Origin of the sequence: Verticiella alkaliphila, from assembly GCF_018904615.1 — a bacterium.
Taxonomy (GTDB): Bacteria; Pseudomonadota; Gammaproteobacteria; order Burkholderiales; family Burkholderiaceae_B; genus Verticiella; species Verticiella alkaliphila.
On record NZ_JADCNH010000043.1, the window covers coordinates 1 to 25,312 of the forward strand.

Below are 25,312 nucleotides of genomic sequence, written 5' to 3' on the forward strand. Positions count from 1 at the left end.
CCACGCGCCCCGCCCCCGCCGCCGGCCACTACCCCCGCCCCGCGCGGGCAGACGGGCCGTCGGCGCCAGCTCACCATCATGATCGATCCGGGTCATGGCGGCGAGGATCCGGGCGCCGTGGGCCCCACCGGGCTCTACGAGAAAGACGTGGTCCTGGCCATCGGCAAGATGCTCAAGGAGCGTCTCGATCGCGTGGCCGGCGTGCGCGCCATCATGACCCGCGACCGCGACTTCTTCGTGCCGCTCAACACGCGGGTGCTCAAGGCCCGGCAGGCGCAGGCCGATCTCTTCGTGTCGATCCATGCCGACGCCTTCACCCGCGCGGCGGCCAATGGCTCCTCGGTGTACGCGCTCTCCGAGCGCGGCGCCTCGAGCACGAGCGCGCGCCTGCTCGCCCAGAAGGAAAACGCCGCCGATCTGGTAGGTGGGGTCAATCTCGGCTCGCAGGATGCCCTGATCGCCAAGGTGCTGCTGGATCTGTCCACCACGGCGCAGATCAGCGACTCGATCAAGCTCGGCACGGCTGTGCTCACCCACCTGGGTCGCATCAACCGGCTGCACAAGCCGCGCGTGGAGCAGGCGGGCTTCGCCGTGCTGCGCTCACCGGACATTCCCTCGATCCTGGTGGAAACCGCCTTCATCAGCAACCCGACGGAAGAACGCCGCCTGCGCACCCCGGCCTACCAGCAGCAGATGGCAGCGGCCATCCACAGCGGCATCGAAGGCTACCTGGACGCCAATCCGGCCATCGTCAACATCGCCAGCCGCTGACGCCCGCCCGTCACCGGCCTGGGGCCGGGCAGGACCGCATCCTATAATGCGGTTTTGCCCGGCCCTTTCTCTTCCGATGCAGGATCCGCGCCCCATTGCGCCGCTGCCTGATCTCCTGATCAGCCAGATCGCCGCCGGCGAAGTCATCGACCGCCCCGCTTCCGTCCTCAAGGAGTTGATGGAGAATGCCCTCGATGCGGGCGCCTCCGTCATCGAGGTGCGGCTCGAAGGCGGCGGCATCCGCCGAATCGCCGTCACCGACGACGGCAGCGGCATTGCACCCGAACAACTCCCGCTCGCGCTGGCGCGCCACGCCACCAGCAAGATCGCTTCGCTCGCGCAGCTCGAATCCGTGGCGTCCATGGGATTTCGCGGCGAAGCGCTCGCGTCAGTCGCCTCCGTGGCGCAGGTGAGCATCATCTCGCGTGCTGCACGGTCCGAGCACGCCTGGCAGATCGAGAGCCGTCAAGGGCGCGTGGGCGAGATCACGCCGGCCTCTGGCCCGCTCGGCACCACGGTCGACGTGCGACAGCTCTTTGATCTCGTGCCTGCCCGGCGCAAGTTCCTGAAGTCCGAATCCACGGAGTTCGGCCATTGCCTGGACGCTTTCGAGCGGCTGGCGCTTGCCTTCCCGCACATCGCCTTCCGGCTCTATCACCACGATCGTCTGCAACGACAGTGGCTGCCGGGCAGCATGTCGCAGCGCATTGGCGGGGTGCTGGGCGAGGCATTCGTGCAGGAGGGACTGCTCGTCGAGTCGGCCGCGGGCGCCATCGCCGTGCGCGGCGTGATCTGCAGGCCCACAGCATCCCGCGCACGGGCCGACCGCCAGTATCTTTACGTCAATGGCCGCTTCGTGCGCGACCGCACCGTGGGCCACGCCTTGCGCAATGCCTATGCGGACGTCCTGCACGGCGATCGCCAGCCGGCCTATGTGCTGTTTCTTGACATCGACCCGACCGCCGTGGACGTGAACGTCCATCCGGCCAAGCACGAGGTGCGGTTTCGCGACAGTGGCGCGGTGCACCGCTTCGTCGGCCAGGCCGCGCGCGAAGTGATCGCCGTGCCCGCCGGGGGCAGCATCGATCGCGAGACGGGCGAGATCCTGCCCAGCGGCCAGGATGCCGCGCCTTCCCTGGCCGATGCCCCGACGGGCGCACCGGACAGCCGGTTCGCGCCGGTTGCCCGCGATGTCTTTGCCGTGGCACCCGGGCCCACGTCCGGAAGCGGTGACGCTCGCCCGGCTTGGCGCGCCGGGGTGCAGATGCCGTTCGCCCTGCGTGAGCCGGTCACCCCGCTCGCCACCCGGCTTGCCGCCTACCGTCCGCTGCCCGACACCGCGCCCGTCACGCTGGACGACGCACCGCAACCGTTCGCCGCGGCCTTCGCGCAGAGCGCGGATTCGCGGGCGCCGTCCCCCCTCCCTGCGACAGGCGACAATCTGCCGCTTGGCATGGCACTCGCGCAATTGCATGGCATCTACGTGCTGGCGCAGAACGCCCGCGGCCTGGTGCTGGTCGACATGCATGCGGCTCACGAGCGGGTCGTGTACGAGCAGTTGAAGACGGCGCTCGATGCACGCGAGATTCCGCGCCAGCAGTTGCTGGTGCCCGTGGTGTTCGCGGCGCACGAGCGCGACGTGGCCCTGGTGGAAGAGCACATCGATGCCCTGGCCGCGCTGGGCTTCGAGATCCACGGCGCGGGCCCTGCCGCCTTGGCCGTGCGGGCCGTGCCCGCCGTGCTGGCGCAGGCCGACGTCGAATCGCTAGCCCGCGACATCCTGGCCGATCTCGCCGAAGCCGGCGTGTCCCGTGTGTTGGAGCAGGCCCGAAACACCCTGCTATCGACCATGGCCTGCCATGGCTCCGTGCGGGCCAACCGCCGGCTCACGCTGGCGGAGATGAATGCCTTGCTGCGCCAGATGGAATCCACCGAGAACGCAGACCAGTGCAACCATGGTCGTCCCACGTGGGTGCAGCTGCCGCTCGCCGAGCTGGACCGACTCTTTCTGCGCGGCCAATGACCCCGTCCCTGCCGCCTGCCAACGCGCCGGGGCGCGCGCCGGTCATCTGCCTCATGGGTCCGACGGCTGCCGGCAAGAGCGCCACGGCCCTGGCCATCGCCGAGCGCTGGCCGGTGGAGATCGTCAACGTCGATTCCGCCACGATCTATCGCGGCATGGACATCGGCACTGCCAAGCCCGACGCCGCCGAGCGCGCGCGAGTGCCCCAGCACCTGCTCGACATCGTGGATCCGGCCGAATCGTATTCGGCGGCGCGCTTTCGCAGCGACGCCCTGGCCGCCATCGCGGACATCCAGGCGCGCGGGCGTCTGCCTGTGCTCGCGGGCGGCACCATGCTGTACTTCAAGGCCCTACGGGAAGGCCTGGCCTCGCTGCCGGATGCCGATCCGGCGTTGCGCGAAGCGCTCGAGGCGCGGGGTCGGGCCGAGGGCTGGCCCGCGCTGCATGCGGCGCTTGCGCGCCTGGATCCGGTCACGGCCGCCCGCCTTGCCCCCAACGACAGCCAACGCATCCAGCGCGCCCTGGAAATCTGTCAGCTCGCGGGCCGGCCGATGTCAACGCTCCTCGCCGAGGACACGACGGCGCCACAGGACGTGGCGCACCTCGACTTCGTCGAAGTGAGTCTGGAGCCGTCGGATCGAGCGGCCCTGCACGCGCGCATCGCGCAGCGCTTCGATGCCATGTTGGCTGCGGGCCTCGTCGAGGAGGTGGCCCGCTTGCGCGAGCGCGCCGACCTGCACGCCGGCTTGCCCTCGATCCGCTGTGTGGGCTACCGTCAGTTCTGGGCGCATCTAGCCGGCGAATGCAGCCGCGCATCCGCGCGCGAGCAGGCCATCGCCGCCACGCGCCAGCTCGCCAAGCGCCAGCTCACGTGGCTGCGGGCCCGGCCGCAACGCGCCGCGTTCGACTGCCTCGCGCCGGACGTGGCCCTGCAGGCGGTCGAGCACCTCACCCGCTACCTGGATTGACCCGACATTTCCCGCGGCACTGCCGCCCTACCCTCGTCTCTTCGAGTACACCATGGCCCTGCTACACGACGATGCTTTGAACACGCTGTTTCGCGACGCACGCTCGCACAATGGCTGGAAGGACGTCCCGGTCACCGAGGACGAACTGCGCCAGGCCTACGACCTCGCCAAGTTCGGCCCGACCAGCGCCAACTGCAGCCCCATGCGCGTTGTTTTTCTCACCACGCCCGAGGCCATCGCGCGCCTGTTGCCGGCGATGAGCGAAGGCAACCAGGACAAGACGCGCACCGCGCCGGTGGTGGCGATCTTTGCCAACGACAGCAAGTTCTACGATCGCATCCCCGAGCTCTTTCCGCACAACCCGGGTGCCCGCGAGTGGTTCACCGGCAGCGAGGCCGCTGCGCAGGCCACGGCGTTCCGCAATGGCACCCTGCAAGCTGCATACTTCATGCTGGCCGCGCGCGCGGTGGGTCTGGATTGCGCACCGATGTCCGGGTTCGATCCGGCCAAGGTCGAAGCCGAGTTCTTCCCTAACGGGCAGGACAAGGTGAACTTCATTTGCGCCCTGGGCCACGGCGATCACGACAAGGTCTTCGCCCGTCTGCCGCGCCTGGCGTTCGAGGACGCCTGCCGCGTCGAACGCTGAGCGTCGTGGCAGCGCCTGGTCTCGCCAGGCGCGCTTGGCATCCTGTCACGGCCCGCGCCGCCAGACGCGCGGCATCACGCCGAAGCGGGCGCGAAACGCCTTGCTGAAGTGGCTCAGGCTGGCATAGCCCACGTCCAGCGCCACCTGCGTCACGGGGATGCCCTCGGCCAATTGCCGCGCCCCCGCCTGCAGGCGCAATTCACGGACGTGGCTGTGAATCGTCGTGCCGGTGGCCAGGCGGATCCCGCGCCGCAAGTCCTTCTCCGACACGCCAGCCGCACGGGCGAGCGTCGCCGCCGACCACGGCTCCATGTAGCGCTGCGCCAGCAGCGCCAGGGCACGGCCAGTGCCGCCACGCTGACGCGTCGAAACGGGAGCCGGAACAGCATTCGGTTGACGACTTGCCAGCAGATCGATGACGCGAGCGAGCAGATCGTGCACCTGGCTGCGCCGCCACACCCGCTGGGCCGCGGGGTGTGCCACCGGTGGCGCGTCCAGCGCACCTGCCATGCGCAGCAAGCCCTCGCCTGCCGGGCAGGACACCAGGAACCCGCCGCGTTCAGGCACGCTGAACTGTGCATCCTTCAACGCGAGCAAGGCGTCGGTCAGCGCAAACGTCGTGCTGCGCGCCAGTGCTGTGCGTGAGAAGCGGACATCGACCAGATGCATGGCAGCGCCCGCCGGCAGGCGCACGACGCTTCCCAACGAATCCGGTTGCTGGAACAGCACGAGCGAGCCCGGGGGTGGCCGGCACACGGCGCCCCGCTCGAAGGCGAGCGTCGGCTCGCCAGCCAGCCAGATCTGGATGCCAAAGACGGCGGTGCCCGGTGCCGGCAACGCCAGCGTCTGGCTGGGCCTGCCGCGCAGCACGACCAGACTGACGCCATCCTCCACCCGCTCCAGCAACGTGATGCTGTCTTCCCAGGCGGGTGTGTCCGGGACAGTGGGCAGCGTTTCGCGCCACCACTCGTGCGGCTTGGGCGGCACTTGGTAGAGGCCGGCTACCGGTAGATGCGCAGACACGACACGCCCCTCTGATTTTGGCTGCGATTTCGTCAATCGCGGCCAGGATTTCGCCAGTGCAGGACAACGATCCTGCGGATAATCAACACGATCGCTAATAATTCTCATTATATTTTTAACGTTCTGCCATGCAACAGCCCTCCATGCACGCTTTCCGTCTCACTGTTCTTGCCGGCGCAATAGCAGCCGGTGCCGGCATGGCTGCGCAGGCGCAACCCGCCACGCCCGCACAGCTCGCGCCGATCGTGGTGCGGGACGCTCCCCATCCGCTGGATGCATCGCGCGGGGATGCGTATGTCGCCACACGGGCGTCCGCTGCGCTCAAGAGCCAGGCAGATCTGCTGGAGACCGCCCAGACTGTCAACGTGGTGACTCGCGCAGAAATGGAACGCCAGGGCTCGACCTCCGTCGCCCAGGCACTGCGCTACACACCGGGCGTCATCGCGCAGTATGGCGATACCGACGTGCGCCATGACTGGCTGACCATTCGCGGGTTCACGCCCGCCCGGTACCTGGACGGTCTGGTGCTGCCCTTCGGCGCGCGCGGCTATGCCCAGCCTCGCATCGAGACCTACGGACTGGAGCGCATCGACGTCCTGAAAGGTCCGGCCTCCGGCCTGTACGGCCAGAGTGCGCCGGGCGGATTGATCGACATGACCAGCAAGCGCGCCAACGGCGAACGTGTGCGCGAGATCGAACTGCAACTGGGCAGCCACGCCCGCCGTCAGCTCGGATTCGACCTGGGTGGCCAGGCCAATGAGGCAGGCACTGTCAGCTATCGCGTGACCGGCGTGGGCCGCAGGAGCGACACGCCGTACGACCACGTCGACGATGACAAGGCCTTTCTGCAAGCCGCGCTGGCATTCCAGCTCTCGCCGCGCACGCGGCTCGAAGGGACAGCGCAGTACCAGCGCATCGTATCCGATGGCGGCGGCGGCGCGCCTGCCCTGCCCGTGCTCGGCACGCTGCAGCCCACGAGCGCGGGCACGATTGCCCGCAGCCGCTATGTGGGTGACCCGGATTACGACCGTTTCACGAACACCCAGACATTCGTGGGCTACACCCTGGAGCATCGCTTCAGCGAACACACCGGCTTTCGCCAGACGGCCCGCATCAGCGACGTCGACACCGATTCACGCCGCGTGCAGATCGGCCTCATGGCCAGCCCCACTCAGGCTGTACGGTACGCCTGGGCGTTCCCCGAGTCCGCGCGTGCTTTCCAGATCGACAACCAGTTCCACACGGCGTTGACGACGGGCCCGCTGCGTCACCGCGTGCTTGCCGGCGTGGACTACCTGCGCGAGACGGCCCATTTCACGGAAAGCCAGCTGAACATCCTCACCAATGCCAGCGGTGGCTACGCGCTCTTCGATCCGTACGCGCCGCAATACGGCGACTTCGATATCGCCACCCCGCCTGACGGCCTGAACATCGATCAACGCCGTTCGCAACTGGGCGCCTACGTGCAGGACCAGATCGAATGGGATCGCCTGCATGTGGTGCTGTCTGCCCGGCACGACCGCGTCAGGCTGGACACCCATTCGCGGCAGGCGGCCGGCACGACCACCGATGCCAATGGCGACATCAATCGCACGACCTTCCGTACCGGCGCAAGCTATGTGTTCGACAGCGGCGTGGCGCCCTACGTGAACTACGCCACCTCGTTCCAACCCGTGCCCGGCAGCACGCGCACGGGGGCGGCGCTGCGGCCGACCACCGGCAAACAGGTCGAGGCCGGCATCAAGGTGCAACCCGAGGGCAGTCGCGCCCTGCTCACACTCGCCGCCTTCCAGATCACGCAGGACAACGTCAGCGCGCCCGATCCGCAGAACACGCGATTCAGCGTGCAGACCGGGCAGGTCCGGGCGCGTGGCCTGGAGCTCGAAGGCAAGGCCAGCGTGAACGACAGCCTGGACGTGAGCTTCTCCTATGCGCTGACCGACAGCGAGATCACGCGCACCAATGCGGCCGACACCGTGGGCCAGGTGGGCAACCGCATGGCCTTCGTGCCGCGGCACCAGGCCTCGGTATGGGCCGACTACACGGTGCGTAGCGGCCCGCTCGCCGGGTTGGGACTGGGCGCCGGCGTGCGCTATCGCGGCAGCTTCTTCGGCGATCTGAACAACACGCATGCGCTGCGCCCGGTCACCCTCGTCGACGCTGGCATCCGCTACGATCTCGGCCAGGCCAGTGCACGCCTGCGCGGCATGCAGCTGGCTCTGAATGTCAGCAATCTCTTTGACAAGACCTACGTGGCCAACTGCCTGGGCGCCACCGGCTGCTATTGGGGCACGGAGCGCACCGCTGTCGCCAGCCTGCGCTATCGTTGGTGAGCATGTCGGCGCAAGGCGGTGCATTCACTTCCATCCTGCGGGCCTACCGGGGCAGGCTGGCCGCGGTCACGCTGCTCTCGGCAGTCGGTGCGGGCGTCGGCGTGGCAGTCATCGCCTACATCAATCAGCGCCTGCTCAACCCCGCGGCAGCCGGCGAGAGCGCGCTGGCGGGTCTATTCGGTCTGCTCGGGCTCTTGCTGGTGAGCGCGGCCGGCGCGCAACTCGGGCTCACCGCACTCGGGCATCGCATGGTGTTCGATCTGCGCATGACGCTCGTCAAGCGCTGGATGGACACAGAACCGGAGCGCGTGGCGCAGATCGGCGCCGCGCGCATTCTCGCCGTGCTTTCGAACGACGTTCGCCAGATCACTCTGGCCTTCGTGCAGCTGCCGGAACTGCTCTTTGGCATCGCGCTGACCAGCGCAGCATTCGGCTACCTGGGCTGGCTTTCCCTACCGCTGCTGGCGGCGACGCTGGCCTGGCTGGCCACGACGGTGGCACTTGGCTGGCCGTTGGTGGCGCGCATGCATCGATCGCTGCGGCATCTACGCCAGGCCGAAGATGCGATGCAGACGCAATATCAGACATTGATCCAGGGGGCCAAGGCGTTGACCTTGAATCGCCACCGCGCCGCTCGCGTCTTCGGCACCGACGTGACAGCGGCCGCCGACGCCTATCGCCACCACGTCACCCGCGCGACCGCTATCACGCACTCGCCAGTCAATGGGCGAACGTCATGGTGCTGGGCACCATCGGGATCGTCTTTCACCTGACCAGCCACCTGGGCTTGGCATCCACCGCGGTCGCCGCCACCTACGCGCTGGCCATTCTCTTTCTGCGCGCACCGCTGGTGGCCGCCGTCTCGGCGGTGCCGACGATGCTCGCCGCGCGCGTCGCCCTGCGCCACATCGACAGCCTGCATCTGGCCGCCGCCGACCCGGGCTTCCCCGTGCCCGCCCCCGCGCCGTGGCACGAGTTGCGCCTGACGGACGTGGCCTACACCTATCCTGGCACCGGTGCTGCCGCGCCGTTCACCGTCGGCCCGCTGAATCTGTCCGTGCGGCGCGGGGATACCCTCTTCGTGATTGGCGCCAACGGCAGCGGAAAGTCCACGCTCGCGCAGTTGCTGACCGGATTGGCGTGGCAGACAAGCGGCACGATCGCCATCGACGGCCAAGTGCTCGCCCCGGCCGATCGCGCACACCTGCGCCAGCGCTGCGCCGCCGTCTTCACGGATTTCCATGTCTTCCAGGACCTGATCGGCCCCGGGGGAGCCACGGCAGATGCGACCCTGCGCGACACGTGGCTCAGCCACCTGCAACTGCGTGGCAAAGTCCCGGTGGCGGGCAACCGGCTGCTCGATACGCGATTCTCGCAAGGCCAGCGCAAGCGGCTGGCGCTGCTGCAGGCCGTGCTGGAAGAGCGGGACATCCTGCTCCTGGATGAATGGGCTGCCGATCAGGATCCACACTTTCGGCAGCACTTCTACGACGTGCTCCTGCCCGCGCTCAAAGCCGAGGGCAAGACGCTCATCATCATCAGCCACGACAATGCCTACTTTCATCACGCAGATCATCTGTGGCACATGCACGAAGGCCGCCTGACGTTGCTGACCGGCGAGCAGCGCGAAGCGGCCTGTCGTCGGCCGCTGTCCGTGGAGCCCCCATCGTGAGCGCGGCTTTGGCAGGCGGCGCGACGCGGGCGCAAGGCACTATCCTGCGTGCCGGCATCACCGGGGCGTTGCTGCTGACCGTAAGCATCGCCCTGCACATCACCCTGCAGCTGCGTGAGACAGCCGCTGTCTCTGCGGCGCTCTCCACCACGCTGCACAACTGGCTCATCGGCCCTCGCGTGGTGGCCGGACTCGTGGTGGGCAGCTGCCTGGGCGTGGCCGGGGCGCTGATGCAGGCCATCGCGCGCAATCCGCTGGTGTCGCCCGATCTGCTCGGCGTCACGGCCGGCGCCCAGCTCGGCCTGATGGCATCGCTGGTGCTGCCCGTGGCCTATGGTCTGCCGTCGGTGTTCCTGGGCGGTGTGCTCGCAGCGTTCGCCACGTTCGCCCTGGCCGGTGGAAGCAGGACGACCCCGCTGCGCCTGATCCTGGCGGGCGTGGCAATCGGTCAGGCGCTCAGCGCGATCCTCACCCTGCTTCTGAGCCTGAACGATCAGGCCGCCATGGTGATCTCGCTCTGGAACACGGGCAGCTTGCAGCAAGTCGGCTGGGACGGACTGCGGCCGGCCTTGTGGGTGCTTCCGGTCGCCGCGCTCGTCATCGGCTTGCTGGCGCGCCCCTTGGCCACCACCTTGCTGGAGGACGCGGTGATGCGCTCGCTGGGCGTGGCCACGGCACGGCTGCGCACCATCACGCTCCTGCTCGCCAGCGTGCTCGCCGCGCTGGCCATTCATCTGGCGGGACCCCTCGGCTTCGTCGGCCTGCTCGTGCCCAATCTGCTGCGGATCGCCTATGGCATCCATCGCCCCCTTCCCCTGCTGGGACTGAGCCTGTTGTGGGGCGGCGCTGCCACCCTGTTGGCAGATACCATCGGCATGGCGCTCGCCCCATGGCTGACCATGCCCTTCGGCGTGCTCTCCGCCATCCTGGGCGCGCTCACACTGCTCGCGCTGTTGCACCTGCGCGGCGGGACTGTCGCGCATGCCCCCTCGGCCGTCCGTGCCCACGCCCGGCGGCCAAGGCTGCCCCTGCCTGCATTCGTTCTGCTCAGCCTTGGCCTGATCTGCGGCCTGGTTTTTGTAGGAACCTTCAGTGTTGGATCCGCGCATGATACGCCGCTCGGGGGATGGCATGCCTGGCTCGCGGGGGATGCCATGGCGGTGGCACTCGCGGACTTGCGCTTGCCACGCTGGAGCGCGGACCTGGGCGCGGGGGCGTTGCTGGCACTGGCCGGCGTCATCCTGCAGGATGTCACTCGCAATCCACTCGCCGGCCCCGAGATCCTCGGTGTCAACCAGTTCGCGGGGCTGGCCGTCCTTGCCACGCTCACGCTCGCGCCTCACCTGGGCGACACGTGGCGTGTCGGCATCGCCTGGAGCGGCGCCGGGCTGGCCCTGGCACTGGCCATCGGCCTGAACCTGCGCCACGGCCTTGAGCCGATGCGCCTGACGATCACGGGCTTCGCGCTGGCAGGCCTGGCGATGGCGCTGGGCAGCCTGCTGCTCGCGCAATACAGCGGCAACGTGGCGCAAGGCCTGATCTGGCTGGTCGGCAGCAGCTATGGGCGCACGTGGCGCGATGTGGCGCTACTGCTGCCCTGGCTGTTCGCGGGAGCCTGCCTCGCCGCACTCGCAGCGCGTTCCCTCGACGTGCTACGGCTCGGCACAGATACCGCCAGAAGTCTCGGCCTGCCCGTGCTCCGGCACCGCATGGCGCTGATCACGCTGGCGGCGATGCTCACGGCAGCGGCCGTCGCGACGGTCGGGCCCGTCGCCTTCATCGGTCTGCTGGTTCCTCATGGCGTGCGCCTGCTCGGCTTTCATCGGACGGCACACCGCCTGGTGGCCGCCCCGCTGCTCGGCGCCCTGCTGCTGCTCGCCGCGGACGTGCTGGCGCGCGCGCTTTTCGCGCCGCTCGACATCCCGCTGGGCATCGCCACGGCGGCTGTCGGCACGCCGGCCTTCCTGCTGCTCCTGGCCCGTACCTGGCTGCGTCCGGGGGGAAGTTCCTCATGACACGGGTCTCGCCGGATCGCCGCCGCTGGCTTGCGGCAGGCATGGCCGCAGGCCTTGCCCTGGCTTCAGGCGTGCGGAGTGCCGGCGCGCGCGCTGCGCCGTCGACTGTGGCGCAGCATGGCATTGGCAACGCCAGCACCTCGACAACACCAGCGGGCATCAGCCTGGTCAGCGCGAAGGCAGGCGAGACCGCGGCGGCCCATCTGGCCACGCTGGACGATTTCTCCACCGAACTCGCCGTCAGCCTGGGACTGGCGCCGATCGCCGTCGCGAATCTGACACGTTACCGACAATACGTCGGCATCGCGGCCCAGCATCTGGCCACCGCGCGCTCGCTGGGCAGCCCTCAGCAGCCGGATCTGGACACCCTCGTGCGCAGCCGGCCGGACCTGATCGTCGGCGTGGACATGCTGCATCGCAGTCTCTTTGCACGTCTGGCAAGCATCGCCCCCACCGTCATCCTCGACGCCAATCTGCGTCCCGACGGCGAGGACGCTGTCTCCCGGGCCACCGCCATGTTGCATGCCCTGGCGGCGTTCACCGGCCGGCAGGTGCAGGCACACGAAGTCAGCACCGCCTGCGCGCGTGCGCTGGCCGAGTCGCGCCGGCGGGTGCGCGAGCACGGCTATGCGCGTCGACCTGTCGCTGTTCTCTTTCCGCTCACGCGTGAGGGCAGCTTCATCGTGTCCAACCAGCAGACGTTGATCGAAAGCGTGATGCGCCGCCTCGATCTCTTACAACCCTGGCCGCTGACCTCGGCCACCGCCCTGCATCGCCGTCTGCCGTGGCGGGCCCTCGCCGCCCACCCGGATGTCTGCGTGCTCTTCATCGGTGGCCAGCAGGCCAGTCCGTTCTTCGATACGCCCCTGTGGAAGGACCTGCCCGTGGCGCGCTCTGGCCGCTTCACTTTCCTGGACACGCCGTATTGGAGCTTCGGCGGCCCCGTCTCCGCGGGCCGCCTGGCCGGACAGATCCGCGAGGCCATCGAGCGCCTTCCGCCCGTGACGAGCAGGACGCCATGACGCTCACCCTCGACGCCCTGTTCGCCGGCCCGCTCGCCAGCCACGCCGACGCCCTGCAGCCCGCGCAAGCGACGGACGTCGCCATGCCGCTGCCGGCGTTACTGAACCCAGACACCCTGGGCACGCTGCTCGAACGCTTCGCGCCAGGGCACAGTTCCACGCTTCGGCGGCCGCTGGTATCGGAATGGTCGAGACACTACTTCTCGCGATTGATGCCGCCCGTCACGGCCACACTGCTCCTCACCAAGCAACCGTTGGCGCTGAGGCTCGAAGACCTGTCGCTGATCCTGGACGTGCATGGCCGGCCGCATGCGTTCCGACACCATGGTCTGCCTCAGCCCGCTGTGGCCGACAGTGCGCTTGCAACGCGCGTCGCGCCACTGCTCGATGCTCACCTCAGCCCGCTCATCGAGGCTTTGGCGGCTTACGCCAGGCTCTCGCCGCGCGTGTTCTGGAGTAACGCAGCCAACTATGCCGAATGGACCATCAGCACGCTGAGCAGTCACTTGTCCGAAGCCTCGGCACAGGAGGCACACGCCCTCGTGGACGAACCACAGCGGCCCAATGGCAGTACGAATCCCTGGCACCGGCCCGTCACCTATGTCGAACGCCGGGATGCCCAGGGGCGCGTGCATCGCTGGCGGCGGCGTCGGATCTGCTGCCTGCGGTATCAGATCCCCGATACCGCCATGTGCGCCAACTGTCCTCTCCACACCGCGGATCAGGACAAGCTGGCGCCTTGAGTCAGGCCGCAGCCTGGGCAGCGTCGGCCGGGCGTGCGGCGTCCAGCGCTGCCTGCGCCCCGCGCAGTGCCGTACGCAGGCCTTCTTCCACCACGGGGTGATAGAACGGCATGTCGAGCATCTGCGCCACGGTGAGGTTCTGCTGCAGTGACCACGCAAGCAGGTGCGCCATGTGTTCGGCCGTCGGGCCGATCATCTCGGCACCCAGGAAGCGCCCCGTGCGCTTGTCCGCGTACACGTGCAGCAGGCCACGATTCTTGCGCATCACGCGGCTGCGGCCCTGGTCGCCAAAGTCCACTTCGCCGGTGACGAAGCTGCCTTCCTCGAGCTTGCTGTAGCCCGCGCCCACCACCATCACCTGCGGATCGCAGAAGACGACGGCAATCGGCGCGCGCCGAAGACCCGGCTCCACCTTCGGGAAGTTCGCCGCGTTCTGGCCAGCGATACGGCCTTCGTCAGACGCTTCGTGCAGCAGCGGCACCGTGTTGTTCGCGTCGCCCGCGATGAAGATCGGGGTCTTCCCGATCTGCATCGTCGTGCGGTCGAACTCGGGCACGCCACGCTCGTCGAGCTTGGCGCTGGTGTTCTCCAACCCGAGGCCGCCCACGTTGGGCTTGCGGCCCGTGGCAGCGAGCAGGTAATCGAAGCGTTCGGTGCGGGTCTGGCCTTCCAGATCCTCGAAGGTCACTTCGACTTCATCGCCCACGCGACGGATGTCGTGCACCTTGGCGTCCGTGTCCAGATAGAACTCGGACTGGAAAATCTTCAGGGCGCTGTCGCGCACCGGCGGATCCGTGAGGCCGCTGAGCAAGCTGCCCAGACCGAAGACGCGCACTTCCACGCCCAGACGCGAGAGCGCCTGGCCGAGTTCGATGCCGATGACGCCGGGGCCGAACACCACCACGCGGCGCGGCAGATCCTGCCAATCGAAGACGTCGTCGTTGACGATGAGCCGGTCGCCAGCCGCCTTGAACTTGTCGATGATCACCGGTGCGGACCCCGTGGCGATGACGACCGCCTTGGCTTCGACGCGGGTGTGATCGTCCACTTCCAATACCGTGTCGGACACGAAGCGCGCGAATCCACGCAGCTTGTCCTCTTCCGGGTAGCTTTCTACCGCATCCAGGATGAAGCCCACGAACCGGTCACGCTCGGTACGCACGCGGTGCATCACTTCCTTGCCTTCGATGCGCGTTGGGCCGTCCACATAGACGCCGAAGCCAGGCGCTTCACCAATGGCGTGCGCGGCTTCGCCCGCGGCGATCAACAGCTTGGAGGGCATGCAGCCCACACGGGCGCAGGTGGTGCCGTAGACGCCGCTCTCGATCACCAGGGCGCGCTTGCCCGCAGCCTTGGCCGCGCGGTAGGCATTCATGCCGGCGGTGCCGGTGCCGATGATGGCGACGTCAGTGTGCAGTGTCTTCATTCTCTGGATTTCCAACAAACGGGGGGTGGCAGCGTCCGTCACGTGCGACGGACGCTGGCCGGACTACCGGGGGATTACAGCGAGGACGCCTTCAGCTCGTCCAGGCCGCCCACGAGCTTGCCGTTGACGAAGATCTGGGGAGCCGTCATCTTGCCGCTCACGGCGCCCAGCACCTTGCCGCGGTTGCGGTGATCCAGCGGGATCTCGATGTACTCGTAGCCCTTGGACTTGAGCAGATCCTTGGCTTCGCTGCAGAAGGGGCAGCCGGGCTTGGTGAAGACCACGACCTGCTCGGGCTTCTTGGCCTCGGGATTCAGGTAGTTGAGCATCGTGTCGGCGTCGGACACTTCGAAGGGGTCGCCTTCCTTTTCCGGCTCGATGAACATCTTTTCGACGACGCCATCACGCACGAGCATGGAATAGCGCCAGCTGCGCTTGCCAAAGCCGATGGCGCTCTTGTCCACCAGGAGGCCCATGCCTTCCGTGAATGCACCGTTGCCGTCCGGCACCAGGGTAATGTTGGCACATTCCTGATCCTTGGCCCACTCGTTCATCACGAAAGTGTCGTTGACCGACACGCACAGGATGTCATCCACGCCGCTGGCCTTGAACGTGGGGGCGAGCTCGTTGTAGCGCGGCAGGTGGGTGGACGAGCAGGTCGGCGTGAACGCGCCAGGCAGCGAAAACACGACGACAGTCTTGTTCTTGAAGAGGTCGTCCGTGGACACAGACTTCCACTCGTTGCCGACGCGCACGGGGAACGTCACGCTCGGAACCTTCTTGCCTTCGTGGTTGGGCAGTGCCATGAATCAAACTCCTTGTGTCTGGTGTGAGGTCGCGCAGGGGGGATACCGCTGCGAGAGACTGCAGTATGGCGCTTTTGGAAATATGAATCAAATCTATTGTTCTAATTCGACCGATACCCTATAACTATCAAGACGGATGACACCTATCGCCGCCAGCCCATCCGCTCGAGCTCATCCATGAGCTCGAGCGCGAGTGCAGCACCGGCAGGATTGACCCCCAGGTCCCGACGCAGGCGGGCCGCCACGCGCAACCGTCGCAGGGCTGCGGCGTCGAATTGCCAATGGCGGGAGTCGGCCGGGGCGCGGGGCTCGGCCACGCCTTCGGCGACGAATTCGAGCACCCAAGCCTCACGCACCCGGCACACTCGGCAGGCGTCGGCGAGCGACACCCATTCCGTCTCGCCCACGATACTCACACTGTCGTGTTCGCGCATGGTTCAGCTCCCCTGAGTGGCGCGCGGATCGAACGCAAACGCCTTGGCCATGTCCTGATAGAAAGCCTTTGCCGACGGCGTGTCGGCTGGCGGCCAGACCACCTTCAGTGCCACGTAGAGATCGCCTGCCGGATTACCCGGCAGGCCACGGCCACGCAGACGAAGCTTGCGTCCGTCGGCCGAGTTCGCCGGCACCGTGAGCGATACCGGTCCGGCTGGCGTGGGCACCTCCACACTCGCGCCCAGGGCCGCCTCCCAAGGGGCAACGGGCAATGTCACGGTGAGATCCCGGCCCTCCACGTGATACCGCGAATGTGGCCGGAACGCCACTTCCAGATACAGATCTCCTGGTGGGCCGGAGATGCCCGGCAGACCCTGGCCCGCCAGCCGAATCTGCTGCCCTTCCCGAATGCCAGGGGGAATGCGCACGCTCAACACGCGTTCCTGCAGGCGCACCCGGCCATCGGGCTGAGGCACGGGCACGCGCAGGCTGATCTCGCGCGTGGCGCCCGCAAAGGCGTCCTCCAGATCGATGACGATGCGCGCGTGCTGGTCCTCGCCCTGGGCGGAGGAGCCGCCAAAGCCCTGCCCTGCTCCGAAGCCGGGACCACCGCCCGCAAAACTCCCGGACCGACCGCCGAAGAGCGACTCGAAGAAGTCGCTGAATTGCGCGGCTTCGTCGGCCGTGAAGGGACGCTGCTGGCCGAAGCCCCCTGGCCCCGGACCGGATTGCCCGTCCCATCCGGGCGGCGGACGGAAATCCTGCCCCGCCCGCCAATTGCTGCCGAGCGCGTCGTAGGCGGCGCGCTTGTCCGGATCCGACAAGGCCTCGTAGGCCTCGGCCACGTCCTTGAAGCGTGCCTCGGCATCCGGCTCCTTGCTGACGTCCGGATGGTACTTGCGCGCGAGCCGGCGATACGCCTTCTTGATGTCCTCTGCCGGGGCATCGCGCGCCACGCCAAGCAGCTGATAGTAGTCCTTGTAATCCACGTGAGAACGCCTCCTGAAAGACGCCCGCACAGGCCTCACCCGGCCTGCACGATCGAACGACGAATGACGCTTGAAATCCCGTCACTGCTTCCCATATGTGGGGTCAAGAGGGCGGTTTCAACGCCTTCGCCACAGGCGGCGCGTGCGTCGCAGCCGCCGTGTCACCCACGCTAGAGGAGTTCTGCCATGTACGCATCCATGCTTCGCATGCCGGGCGATCTGCTCGCCCAATTCGACACCCTGCAACGTCAGATGGAGCACGCGCTGGGCCTGCGCGGGGCGGCCAGCATCCGGGGCGGCGGTCGCGACACGTTTCCGGCCATCAACATGGGCACCACCCCGGACGCCATTGAAGTCTACGCCTTCGTGCCGGGTGTGGATCCCGCCTCGCTCGACGTGAGCATCGACAAGGGGCTGCTCAGCATCAGCGGCGAGCGAGCCGCGGGCGTGCCCCAGGACGGGGTGAGTGCGGTGTACGCCCGCGAACGATTCGCCGGCAAGTTCAAGCGCGTGATCGCCCTGCCCGACGACGCCGACCCGGCCCAGGTGACGGCCAAGGCCGATGACGGCGTGCTGCGCATCACCATCCGCAAACTCGAATCGTCCAAGCCGCGTCGCATCGACGTGCAGTGAAACCCGACACGAGGAGAACGACCATGACCAACGACATCGTCCAAAAGCCTGACACTGCCGCTGCCGACACGCGGGCCGCCGAGACGCCCGCGGTATCACCGGCCGTCGACATCTGGGAAACCGAAGCCGGCATCGAGCTCGCCGCCGACCTGCCGGGCGTGTCCCGCGAGTCTCTCAATCTCGGCATCGATGGCGACACGCTCACCATCGAAGGCACCGTGGCCTTGCAGGAGAGCGCCGGCATGCAGGCCATCCACGCCGACGTGCGCTCGCCCACTTTTCGCCGCAGCTTCACACTGAGCCGGGAGCTGGACGCAAGCCGCATCACGGCGAACCTGCGCCATGGCACGCTGCGGCTCACCATCCCGCGCCAGGAGGCGGCCAAGCCGCGGCGCATCGAGGTGAGCACGTCGGCGTAATCTCTTGCGAGGCCATCGGGAGGAGCCAGCCACCTGCCGCGAGCGGGCTCATCGGCCTGGTCGCGGCACACGCTCCTCACGTACCTGCACCCGTTCTCTCTAAGCCGTTCCGCGCAAGCGGAGCGGCTTTTCTTCTGCCCAAGCCGACTCTATGATGGCCGGATGAAGGTCGCCCACGCATGCGGCCCATCCCGGCATCTGGAGGAGACAGGCTTGGAATTCCTGACCGACGAACAGCGGATGATCCGCGACACGGCGCGCGAGTTCGCGCAGCGGGAGCTGGCCCCGCATGCCGCCCAGTGGGACCGCGACGGCGCGCTGCCCCGCGAGATGCTGACGGCCCTGGGCGAGGTGGGTCTGCTGGGCATGATCGTGCCTGATACCTGGGGCGGCACCTACACGGATTACACGGCTTACGCCCTCGCCCTGGAAGAGATCGCCGTGGGTTGTGCCTCCACGTCCACGCTCGTGTCCGTGCACAGCTCGGTGGGCTGCGGGCCGATCCTGCGCTTCGGCACGCCCGAGCAGCAGGCCGCATGGCTGCCCGACATGGCCGCCGGCCGCAAGATCGGCGCCTTCTGCCTGACCGAACCACAAGCCGGCTCCGAAGCGCACAACCTGCGCACGCGCGCCGTGCGCGACGGCGAGCATTGGGTGCTCGACGGCGCCAAGCAGTTCACCACCAACGGCAAGGTCGCCGCCGTGGCCATCGTCTTCGCGGTCACAGACCCGGCTGCCGGCAAGAAGGGCATCTCTGCCTTTCTCGTCCCTACCGACACGCCGGGATTTCAGGTGGGGCCACCGGAAAAGAAGATGGGTATCCGCGCCTCGGACACCTGCCCCATCACGCTGGAGAACTGCCGCGTGCCCGCGGCCAACATGCTGGGTGCTCCCGGCGAAGGCCTGAAGATCGCGCTGTCCAACCTCGAAGGCGGACGCATCGGGATCGCCGCGCAGGCCGTGGGCATTGCCCGCGCCGCGCTGGAGGCCGCCGTCGCCTACGCCGGCGAGCGAGTGCAGTTCGGCAAGCCCATCCGCGAGCACCAATCCATCGCCAACCTGCTCGCGGACATGACGACGCGGCTCAATGCCGCACGTCTCCTGGTGCTGCACGCGGCACGCCTGCGCACCGAAGGTCTGCCCTGCCTGTCCGAGGCTTCGCAGGCCAAGCTCTTCGCCTCCGAGACCGCCGAGTGGGTGTGCTCCCAGGCCATCCAGATCCATGGGGGCTACGGCTACCTGGAGGATTATCCCGTCGCACGCCATTACCGCGACGCACGCATCACGCAGATCTACGAAGGCACCAGCGAAATCCAGCGCATGGTGATTGCCCGCGCGCTGGCCTGATCCCACGCGCGTCGTTTTCGAATCTCGAGGAGTGCTTCCATGTCCGACACGGCCGTTCCCACCGTCAAGCTCCTGATTGACGGCATGTTCGTCGAATCCCGCACCACGCAATGGCGCGACGTGGTCAACCCGGCCACCCAGGCGGTCTTGGCCCGCGTGCCGATGGCCACGGCTGACGAAGTCGATGCGGCGGTGCGCGCCGCGGACACGGCTTTCCGCACCTGGCGCAAGACGCCCGTGGCCGCGCGCATGCGCATCATGCTCAAGATGCAGGCGCTGATCCGCGCAGAGCTTCCACGCATCGCGCGCCTCCTTACCAACGAGCAGGGCAAGACGCTGGCGGACGCCGAAGGCGACGTCATCCGCGGGCTCGAGGTGGTCGAGCACGCCTGCGCCATTGGCACCTTGCAGATGGGCGAATTCCTCGAGAACGTCGCTGGCGGCGTCGATACCTACACGCTCCAGCAGCCGATCGGCGTATGTGCCGGCATCACGCCGTTCAACTTCCCGGCGATGATTCCGCTGTGGATGTTCCCGATGGCGATCGCCTGCGGCAACACTTTCGTGCTCAAGCCTTCCGAGCAGGATCCCATGACGACGATGGCGCTCGTCGAGCTCGCCCTGCAGGCGGGCGTGCCCTCCGGCGTGCTCAACGTGGTGCATGGCGGCAAGGACGTGGTCGATGCCATCTGCACGCATCCGCTGATCCGCGCCGTGTCTTTCGTGGGCTCCACGGCCGTGGGCACGCACGTGCACGATCTTGCCAGCCGTCACGGCAAGCGGGTGCAATGCATGATGGGCGCGAAGAACCACGCCGTCGTGCTGCCCGATGCCCACAAGGAGCACTCTCTGGATGCCCTGGCAGGCGCCGCGTTCGGCGCGGCCGGCCAGCGCTGCATGGCCACGTCGGTGGCCGTGCTCGTGGGCGAAGCCCGCGACTGGATTCCCGAGATCGTGGCGCGTGCGCGGCAACTGAAGGTGAACGCGGGAGTGGAGGCCGGCACGGACGTGGGCCCCGTGATCTCGCGTGCAGCCTGCACGCGCATCACCGGCCTCATCGCCGCGGGTGCCGCCGGTGGCGCGACGCTCGAGCTCGATGGCCGTGACGTGCAGGTGCCGGGCTACACCGACGGCAACTTCATCGGCCCGACGATCTTCTCGGGCGTGCAACCCGAGATGGAGATCTACACCACCGAGATCTTCGGGCCCGTGCTGCTGCTCATGTCCGCCCGCGATCTGGACGAAGCGATCGCCATCGTCAATGCCAATCCTTTCGGCAATGGCGTCGGTCTCTTCACGCAGAGCGGCGCGGCCGCGCGCAAGTTCCAGAACGAGATCGATGTGGGCCAGGTCGGCATCAACATCCCGATCCCGGTCCCCGTGCCCTACTTCAGCTTCACGGGCTCACGCGGCTCCAAGCTGGGCGACCTGGGGCCCTACGGCAAGCAGGCCGTGCAGTTCTACACACAGACCAAGACAGTCACCTCGCGCTGGTTCGACGATGTCGCCTCCGCAGGCGTGAACACCACCATCAGCCTGAAGTAGACGCGAGGAGAGCATCGTGAGCATCGCATTCATCGGGCTGGGCAACATGGGCGCGCCGATGGCGCACAACCTGCGCAAGGCGGGGCGCGAAGTGATCGTCTTCGATCTGAACGCCGACGCAGTAGCCGCCCTGGTCGCGGCCGGTGCCGTGGCCGCCGAGTCGCCTGCCGACGCTGCCCGCCAGGCAGACGAGGCAGTCGTCACCATGCTGCCGGCGGCGGCCCACGTGCGCGCCGTCTACACGGGCGAACACGGCGTGCTCGCCGCCGTGGGCCAGGGCGTGCCCCTCATCGATTCGAGCACCATCGATCCGCAGACGGCACGCGAGCTGATCGCGGCGGCGGCCGCACGTGGCAATCCCATGGTGGACGCCCCCGTCTCGGGCGGCACCACCGGGGCCCAGGCGGGCACCCTCACCTTCATGGTCGGGGCCGAGGCGGACGCGCTGGAGCGCGTGCGCCCCGTGCTCATGCACATGGGTCGCAACGTGGCGCACTGCGGCGGCCCGGGCAACGGGCAGGTCGCCAAGCTCTGCAACAACATGCTGCTCGCCATCTCCATGATCGGCACGGCAGAAGCGATGGCGCTTGGCGTGCGCCTGGGCATGGATCCCGCCACGCTCGCCGGGGTCTTCAACACCTCCACGGGCCGCTGCTGGAGCGCGGACAGCTACAACCCATGGCCGGGCGTCATGGAGAATGTCCCATCCTCTCGCGGCTATACCGGCGGCTTCGGTACGGCCTTGATGCTCAAGGACCTGGGCCTCGCGACAGAGGCGGCTCGGCAGGCCGGCCAGCCCGCCATGCTGGGTGCGGCGGCGCACCAGCTCTACCAATGGTTCACGGCGTCCGGTCACGCGGGCGAGGATTTCTCGGCCATCGTCAAGCTGTACAACGGCGAGGCGTGAGGCGGCGCGCCAGCGTGTTTCCGACCGCCGTGTCTGAGCAGGCCGCAACGGCCTGGCGGCTCCGCCACATGAGGCTGGCGGCACCCGCTACTATTGCCGCCTAGACACACGCAACGCGCACGGAGACCGCATGAGTTCGTTGACCGATTTCGCCGTCCAGGATGGCTTGGCCATCATTACGCTGAATCGCCCCCAGGCCCTGAACGCCTTGTCGCACGAGATGATCGTCGCCATTGCCCAGCAGCTGGCTGCGTGGGAGCGCGACCCGGCCGTGCACGCCATCGTGCTGCGCGGCGCCGGCGAGAAGGCCTTCTGCGCGGGCGGGGATATTCGCGCGATGTACGACAGCCACCATGATGGCTCGCGCGGCTACCGGCAGTTCTTCATCGATGAGTACCGGCTGGATTACGCCCTGTGGCGCAGCGCCAAGCCGGTGATCGCGTTGATGGACGGCATCACGATGGGCGGCGGCATGGGCCTGGCACAGGCGGCCACCCTGCGCGTGGCCACCACGCGCACCCGCATGGCCATGCCGGAAACCGGCATCGGCCTGATCCCGGACGTGGGCGGCACCTACTTCCTGTCGCGCATGGCCGAGCCGCTGTCGCTCTATCTGGGGCTGACGGGACAGATCATCCACGCGGCGGACGCGTTGTACTGCGGCTTGGCGGACGTCGTCATCTCGGAAGACGAGGCGCAGGCAGCCCTGCTGTCTGCCCTGAAGGGCATCGATTGGCAGGATCCCGACACCACGCCACGGGCGCGACTGCGGGCGGCGGTCGCCCCCTTGGCGGTGGACGCGGGCGCCGCCCCGCTCGCTGCCCTGGCCGAGCCGCTGCAACACCACTTCGGCCAACCGGATGTGACCCGCATCATGCACTCGCTCGGCGAAGCCTCGGGCGCGCACGCCGAGTGGGCAGCCAAGACCCACGCGGTGCTGGCGCACCGCTCACCGCTGTCGCTGCACGTCGTGCATCGTCAGCTGACCGAAGCCCGAGGGCTGGATCTGGCGGATTGCTTCCGTCTGGAGTACGACCTCGTCGTGCGCGCCATCGAAGAAGGCGACCTCATCGAGGGCGTGCGCGCGCTGATCGTGGACAAGGACAAATCGCCGCGCTGGCAGCATGCGGACGTCACTGCCGTGCCACCGGCGCGGGTGGCGAGCTTCTTTGCAGGCTCTCCGGGCGCGGCGCACCCACTGGCGGATCTAGGCAGAACGCCCTGCTGACGTGAGCGAAAGCACCGAGGCCGCATCGCGCGGCCGTGCGCGAATCTGAGGCGCATGCGGGCAGCGGGTAAGCGCTGCCGGCCCGCTCAGAAATCCAGTTCGAGATTCGTGGCGACGAACTGAAAAACCTGGCGCCGTTTGCGCGAACGCGCCGGATCGACGAAGACGCGGCGCTCCACGAGGCGGCCCTCGGCTTTCTGGCTCCGGATGTAGTCCCGCACCTCCGTGCGCTCGACGGGTTCGTCCCCGTGACGGGGCATCTGCTGAACGAGGGTGGCGCGCGGGATGGGGTCCGAATACATATGGCGTCTGACCTACAGCTTATCGACGACGGGGCCGCGATTGTAGCCAATGCGGTGCGAGGGCAAAAGAGCATAGCCCATCCGGGCGCCGGCGGTTGCCGGAGGTCAATGCAACACCGGGGTTCGCACCCCGGTGTGGTCGGCGCACCACCCTGGTGGTGGTGCGCCCTTGACGGCAGTCAGGCTTCGGGGGCTCGAACGCACCCGGAGCTAGCGCACCGATGGCCGGCGCGCCAGACGGCGGTCAGGTGGGACGGCGGCTGGCCGGGCGGGCAAAGCCCGTCGGGCGCTTGGCGCGCGAATCGCCATCACCGCGCGAGTCGCCGAAGCCCCCCGTGCGCTTGCCGGCAAAGCCCGGGCGGTCGCCCGCCGGACGCCATTCGCGCTGGCCTTCGCCACGGGGGGCGAACTCACGACGCGGCGCGTCACGGCCACCTTCACGCGGGGCGAAGTCACCACGGGGCGCGAAATCGCGACGACCACCATCGCGCTCGCCATCACGCGGCGTGAACTCGCGGCGGGCGAAGTCACGGCCACCGTCACGGGGGGCGAAGTCACCACGCGGGGCGAAATCGCGCTGGCCGCCTTCACGCGGGGCAAAACCGCCACGCGGGCTGTCGCCGAAGCGCTTGCCCGGGCCGCCGGCACCGTGGCGCGGTGCGCCACCGCCCGGCTTGCCACGCCAGTTGCCGTTACCGCTGCCCGGACGACGGGCACCGGACGACGGACGCGGCGTGACGCGCGGCTCGAGGCCCTCCACGACTTGCGGCGGGATCGGCTGGCCGGTGTACTGCTCGATGCGGCGCACCTTGTGGCGCTCGGCATGCGTGGCCAGCGTGAACGCCAGGCCGGAGCGGCCGGCACGGCCGGTACGGCCGATGCGGTGGACGTAATCCTCGGCCTGCATCGGCAGGTCGAAGTTCACGACGTGGCTGATGCCTTGCACGTCGATGCCGCGGGCAGCCACGTCGGTGGCCACCAGCATGCGCACCTGGCCGCGCTGCACCAGGGTGAGCGTGCGGTTGCGCTGGCGCTGGGTCATGTCGCCATGCAGCGCGGCAGCCGAGAAGCCCTCTTCGGTCAGGCGGTAGGCCAGGTCATCGGCCGCGCGCTTGGTCGAGGTGAAGATGATCGCTTGATCGAGCGCGGTATCGCGCAGCAGGTGATCGAGCAGACGATTCTTGTGCGACATGTCGTCCGCGTACAGCAGGCTCTGCGTGATGTTGCTGTGGCGCTCGTGCTGCGTGGCCATCTCGATGCGCTGCGGCGTCTTCATCATGCGTTGCGCGAGGCGGGCGATGCTGCCGTCGAGCGTGGCCGAGAAGAGCAGCGTCTGGCGCGATTCCGGCGTCTGGGCGACGATGGCTTCGATGTCTTCGATGAAGCCCATGTCCAGCATGCGGTCGGCTTCGTCGAGCACCAGCACTTCCAGCTGCGACAGGATGACGCGGCGGGCATTGACGTGATCGAGCAGACGGCCGGGCGTGGCCACGAGAACGTCCACCGGACGCGACAGCGCCTTCAATTGCGCGCCGTAGGGCATACCGCCCACGACGGTGGCCACGTGCAGGCGGCGCAGGCCGGTGCCGTAGGTCTTGACCGCGGCGCTCACCTGCAGGGCGAGTTCACGGGTCGGAGTGAGCACGAGCACGCGCACACCGCCCTTGCGCAGTGGGGATTCACCCGCGGCGGCCAGACGATGCAGCGACGGCAGCGTGAAAGCGGCGGTCTTGCCGCTACCCGTCTGGGACGAGACCATCAGATCCGCGCCGGTGATGGCAGCGGGAATGGCCTGAGCCTGGACGGGGGTGGGTTGCGTGTAGCCAGCCTTGGCGACGGCTTCGGCGATGGCGGGAGCAAGCCCGAGAGTGTCGAACGACATATGGTCTTCCTTTCGATGCGATAGGCGAGCCCATCCCGCCGTTGAACGGGAAGGTGCCTGCGCGCCCGGGTCGTCATGGGGGATGTGCCCATTGGATGCGCCGGGGCAACGCGACCTGCATGCCGGTTGGGCTGCAGATCCTGCCTGGGTGAATGGCTCATCGGTGCCGACCGATGT

Annotated in this window: 23 protein-coding genes; 16 read left to right on the forward strand and 7 right to left on the reverse strand. The window is 68.1% G+C overall.

The genetic code is table 11. The annotated features are described in order from the left end of the window. The 4 genes from IMZ29_RS19180 to IMZ29_RS19195 form a co-directional block, all read left to right on the forward strand. The coding region (locus IMZ29_RS19180; RefSeq protein ID WP_253207275.1) for an N-acetylmuramoyl-L-alanine amidase at positions 1-771 on the forward strand (771 nt) is incomplete at its 5' end. Between the two features lie 76 nt (positions 772-847). Next, the gene (mutL, locus tag IMZ29_RS19185) at positions 848-2,794 is read left to right on the forward strand and encodes a DNA mismatch repair endonuclease MutL (protein ID WP_216187118.1); all 1,947 of its coding nucleotides are present in this window, start codon (positions 848-850) and stop codon (positions 2,792-2,794) included. Further along, the gene (gene miaA / locus IMZ29_RS19190; protein ID WP_216187120.1) at positions 2,791-3,762 is read left to right on the forward strand and encodes a tRNA (adenosine(37)-N6)-dimethylallyltransferase MiaA; all 972 of its coding nucleotides are present in this window, start codon (positions 2,791-2,793) and stop codon (positions 3,760-3,762) included. Before mutL ends, miaA begins: the two co-directional genes overlap by 4 nt. Before the next feature lie 52 nt (positions 3,763-3,814). Continuing rightward, positions 3,815-4,408, forward strand: a complete 594-nt coding sequence (locus IMZ29_RS19195) for a malonic semialdehyde reductase (RefSeq protein WP_216187122.1) — start codon at positions 3,815-3,817, stop codon at positions 4,406-4,408. A gap of 45 nt (positions 4,409-4,453) precedes the next feature. Here the strand turns inward: IMZ29_RS19195 and IMZ29_RS23410 are convergent, their stop codons facing one another. Further along, entirely contained in the window at positions 4,454-5,431 is a 978-nt protein-coding gene (locus tag IMZ29_RS23410; protein ID WP_216187124.1) for a helix-turn-helix transcriptional regulator, read from the reverse strand. 143 nt (positions 5,432-5,574) lie between these two features. Here IMZ29_RS23410 and IMZ29_RS19205 point away from each other — a divergent pair, with 143 nt between their 5' ends. From IMZ29_RS19205 to fhuF, 6 genes are read left to right on the forward strand one after another with little or no spacing between them, the layout of a single operon-like run. Then, on the forward strand, positions 5,575-7,764 hold the full coding sequence (locus IMZ29_RS19205; protein WP_216187126.1) for a TonB-dependent siderophore receptor: 2,190 nt from the start codon (positions 5,575-5,577) through the stop codon (positions 7,762-7,764). A 2-nt stretch (positions 7,765-7,766) separates the two neighbouring features. After that, a complete protein-coding gene (locus IMZ29_RS19210; protein WP_216187128.1) occupies positions 7,767-8,537 on the forward strand; it encodes an ABC transporter domain-containing protein in 771 nt (256 codons plus the stop codon). Then, positions 8,501-9,436 carry an ATP-binding cassette domain-containing protein gene (locus IMZ29_RS19215; protein ID WP_216187130.1) on the forward strand — a complete coding sequence of 312 codons (936 nt, stop codon included), beginning with the start codon at positions 8,501-8,503 and terminating at the stop codon, positions 9,434-9,436. Before IMZ29_RS19210 ends, IMZ29_RS19215 begins: the two co-directional genes overlap by 37 nt. Further along, entirely contained in the window at positions 9,433-11,451 is a 2,019-nt protein-coding gene (locus IMZ29_RS19220; protein ID WP_216187132.1) for an iron ABC transporter permease, read from the forward strand. The genes IMZ29_RS19215 and IMZ29_RS19220 overlap by 4 nt, the downstream gene beginning before the upstream one ends. Beyond that, positions 11,448-12,473: an ABC transporter substrate-binding protein gene (locus IMZ29_RS19225; protein ID WP_216187134.1), complete on the forward strand. Its 1,026-nt coding sequence runs from the start codon at positions 11,448-11,450 to the stop codon at positions 12,471-12,473. Before IMZ29_RS19220 ends, IMZ29_RS19225 begins: the two co-directional genes overlap by 4 nt. Continuing rightward, complete coding sequence (gene fhuF / locus IMZ29_RS19230) at positions 12,470-13,216, forward strand: siderophore-iron reductase FhuF (RefSeq protein ID WP_216187136.1); 747 nt, start codon at positions 12,470-12,472, stop codon at positions 13,214-13,216. The genes IMZ29_RS19225 and fhuF overlap by 4 nt, the downstream gene beginning before the upstream one ends. A 1-nt stretch (position 13,217) precedes the next feature. Here the strand turns inward: fhuF and IMZ29_RS19235 are convergent, their stop codons facing one another. From IMZ29_RS19235 to IMZ29_RS19250, 4 genes are all read right to left on the reverse strand, one after another. Beyond that, positions 13,218-14,642 carry a dihydrolipoyl dehydrogenase gene (locus IMZ29_RS19235; protein ID WP_216187138.1) on the reverse strand — a complete coding sequence of 475 codons (1,425 nt, stop codon included), beginning with the start codon at positions 14,640-14,642 and terminating at the stop codon, positions 13,218-13,220. Positions 14,643-14,716: 74 nt separating this feature from the next. Beyond that, positions 14,717-15,448: a glutathione peroxidase gene (locus IMZ29_RS19240; RefSeq protein WP_216187140.1), complete on the reverse strand. Its 732-nt coding sequence runs from the start codon at positions 15,446-15,448 to the stop codon at positions 14,717-14,719. Positions 15,449-15,591: 143 nt separating this feature from the next. Then, positions 15,592-15,882 carry a chaperone modulator CbpM gene (locus IMZ29_RS19245; RefSeq protein WP_216187142.1) on the reverse strand — a complete coding sequence of 97 codons (291 nt, stop codon included), beginning with the start codon at positions 15,880-15,882 and terminating at the stop codon, positions 15,592-15,594. Between the two features lie 3 nt (positions 15,883-15,885). Next, positions 15,886-16,872, reverse strand: a complete 987-nt coding sequence (locus IMZ29_RS19250) for a DnaJ C-terminal domain-containing protein (protein ID WP_216187144.1) — start codon at positions 16,870-16,872, stop codon at positions 15,886-15,888. A 186-nt stretch (positions 16,873-17,058) separates the two neighbouring features. Between IMZ29_RS19250 and IMZ29_RS19255 the strand changes: the two genes are divergently transcribed. The 6 genes from IMZ29_RS19255 to IMZ29_RS19280 all read left to right on the forward strand — a co-directional run bounded on the left by IMZ29_RS19255 (position 17,059) and on the right by IMZ29_RS19280 (position 22,951). Then, positions 17,059-17,505, forward strand: a complete 447-nt coding sequence (locus IMZ29_RS19255; protein ID WP_216187146.1) for an Hsp20/alpha crystallin family protein — start codon at positions 17,059-17,061, stop codon at positions 17,503-17,505. Positions 17,506-17,528: 23 nt separating this feature from the next. Beyond that, positions 17,529-17,924: an Hsp20/alpha crystallin family protein gene (locus tag IMZ29_RS19260; RefSeq protein ID WP_216187148.1), complete on the forward strand. Its 396-nt coding sequence runs from the start codon at positions 17,529-17,531 to the stop codon at positions 17,922-17,924. 213 nt (positions 17,925-18,137) lie between these two features. Then, the gene (locus IMZ29_RS19265) at positions 18,138-19,271 is read left to right on the forward strand and encodes an acyl-CoA dehydrogenase family protein (RefSeq protein ID WP_256445202.1); all 1,134 of its coding nucleotides are present in this window, start codon (positions 18,138-18,140) and stop codon (positions 19,269-19,271) included. Between the two features lie 39 nt (positions 19,272-19,310). After that, positions 19,311-20,816 (forward strand): CoA-acylating methylmalonate-semialdehyde dehydrogenase, encoded by a 1,506-nt coding sequence (locus IMZ29_RS19270; protein WP_216187152.1) that lies wholly within the window; start codon positions 19,311-19,313, stop codon positions 20,814-20,816. Between the two features lie 16 nt (positions 20,817-20,832). Then, entirely contained in the window at positions 20,833-21,723 is an 891-nt protein-coding gene (gene mmsB / locus IMZ29_RS19275; protein WP_216187154.1) for a 3-hydroxyisobutyrate dehydrogenase, read from the forward strand. A 130-nt stretch (positions 21,724-21,853) separates the two neighbouring features. Continuing rightward, on the forward strand, positions 21,854-22,951 hold the full coding sequence (locus IMZ29_RS19280) for an enoyl-CoA hydratase/isomerase family protein (protein ID WP_216187157.1): 1,098 nt from the start codon (positions 21,854-21,856) through the stop codon (positions 22,949-22,951). Positions 22,952-23,037: 86 nt separating this feature from the next. Here the strand turns inward: IMZ29_RS19280 and IMZ29_RS19285 are convergent, their stop codons facing one another. Both IMZ29_RS19285 and IMZ29_RS19290 read right to left on the reverse strand, forming a co-directional pair. Further along, positions 23,038-23,253: a hypothetical protein gene (locus IMZ29_RS19285; protein ID WP_216187159.1), complete on the reverse strand. Its 216-nt coding sequence runs from the start codon at positions 23,251-23,253 to the stop codon at positions 23,038-23,040. A 244-nt stretch (positions 23,254-23,497) separates the two neighbouring features. Further along, the gene (locus tag IMZ29_RS19290) at positions 23,498-25,135 is read right to left on the reverse strand and encodes a DEAD/DEAH box helicase (RefSeq protein WP_216187161.1); all 1,638 of its coding nucleotides are present in this window, start codon (positions 25,133-25,135) and stop codon (positions 23,498-23,500) included. Between the last annotated feature and the right edge of the window lie 177 nt (positions 25,136-25,312).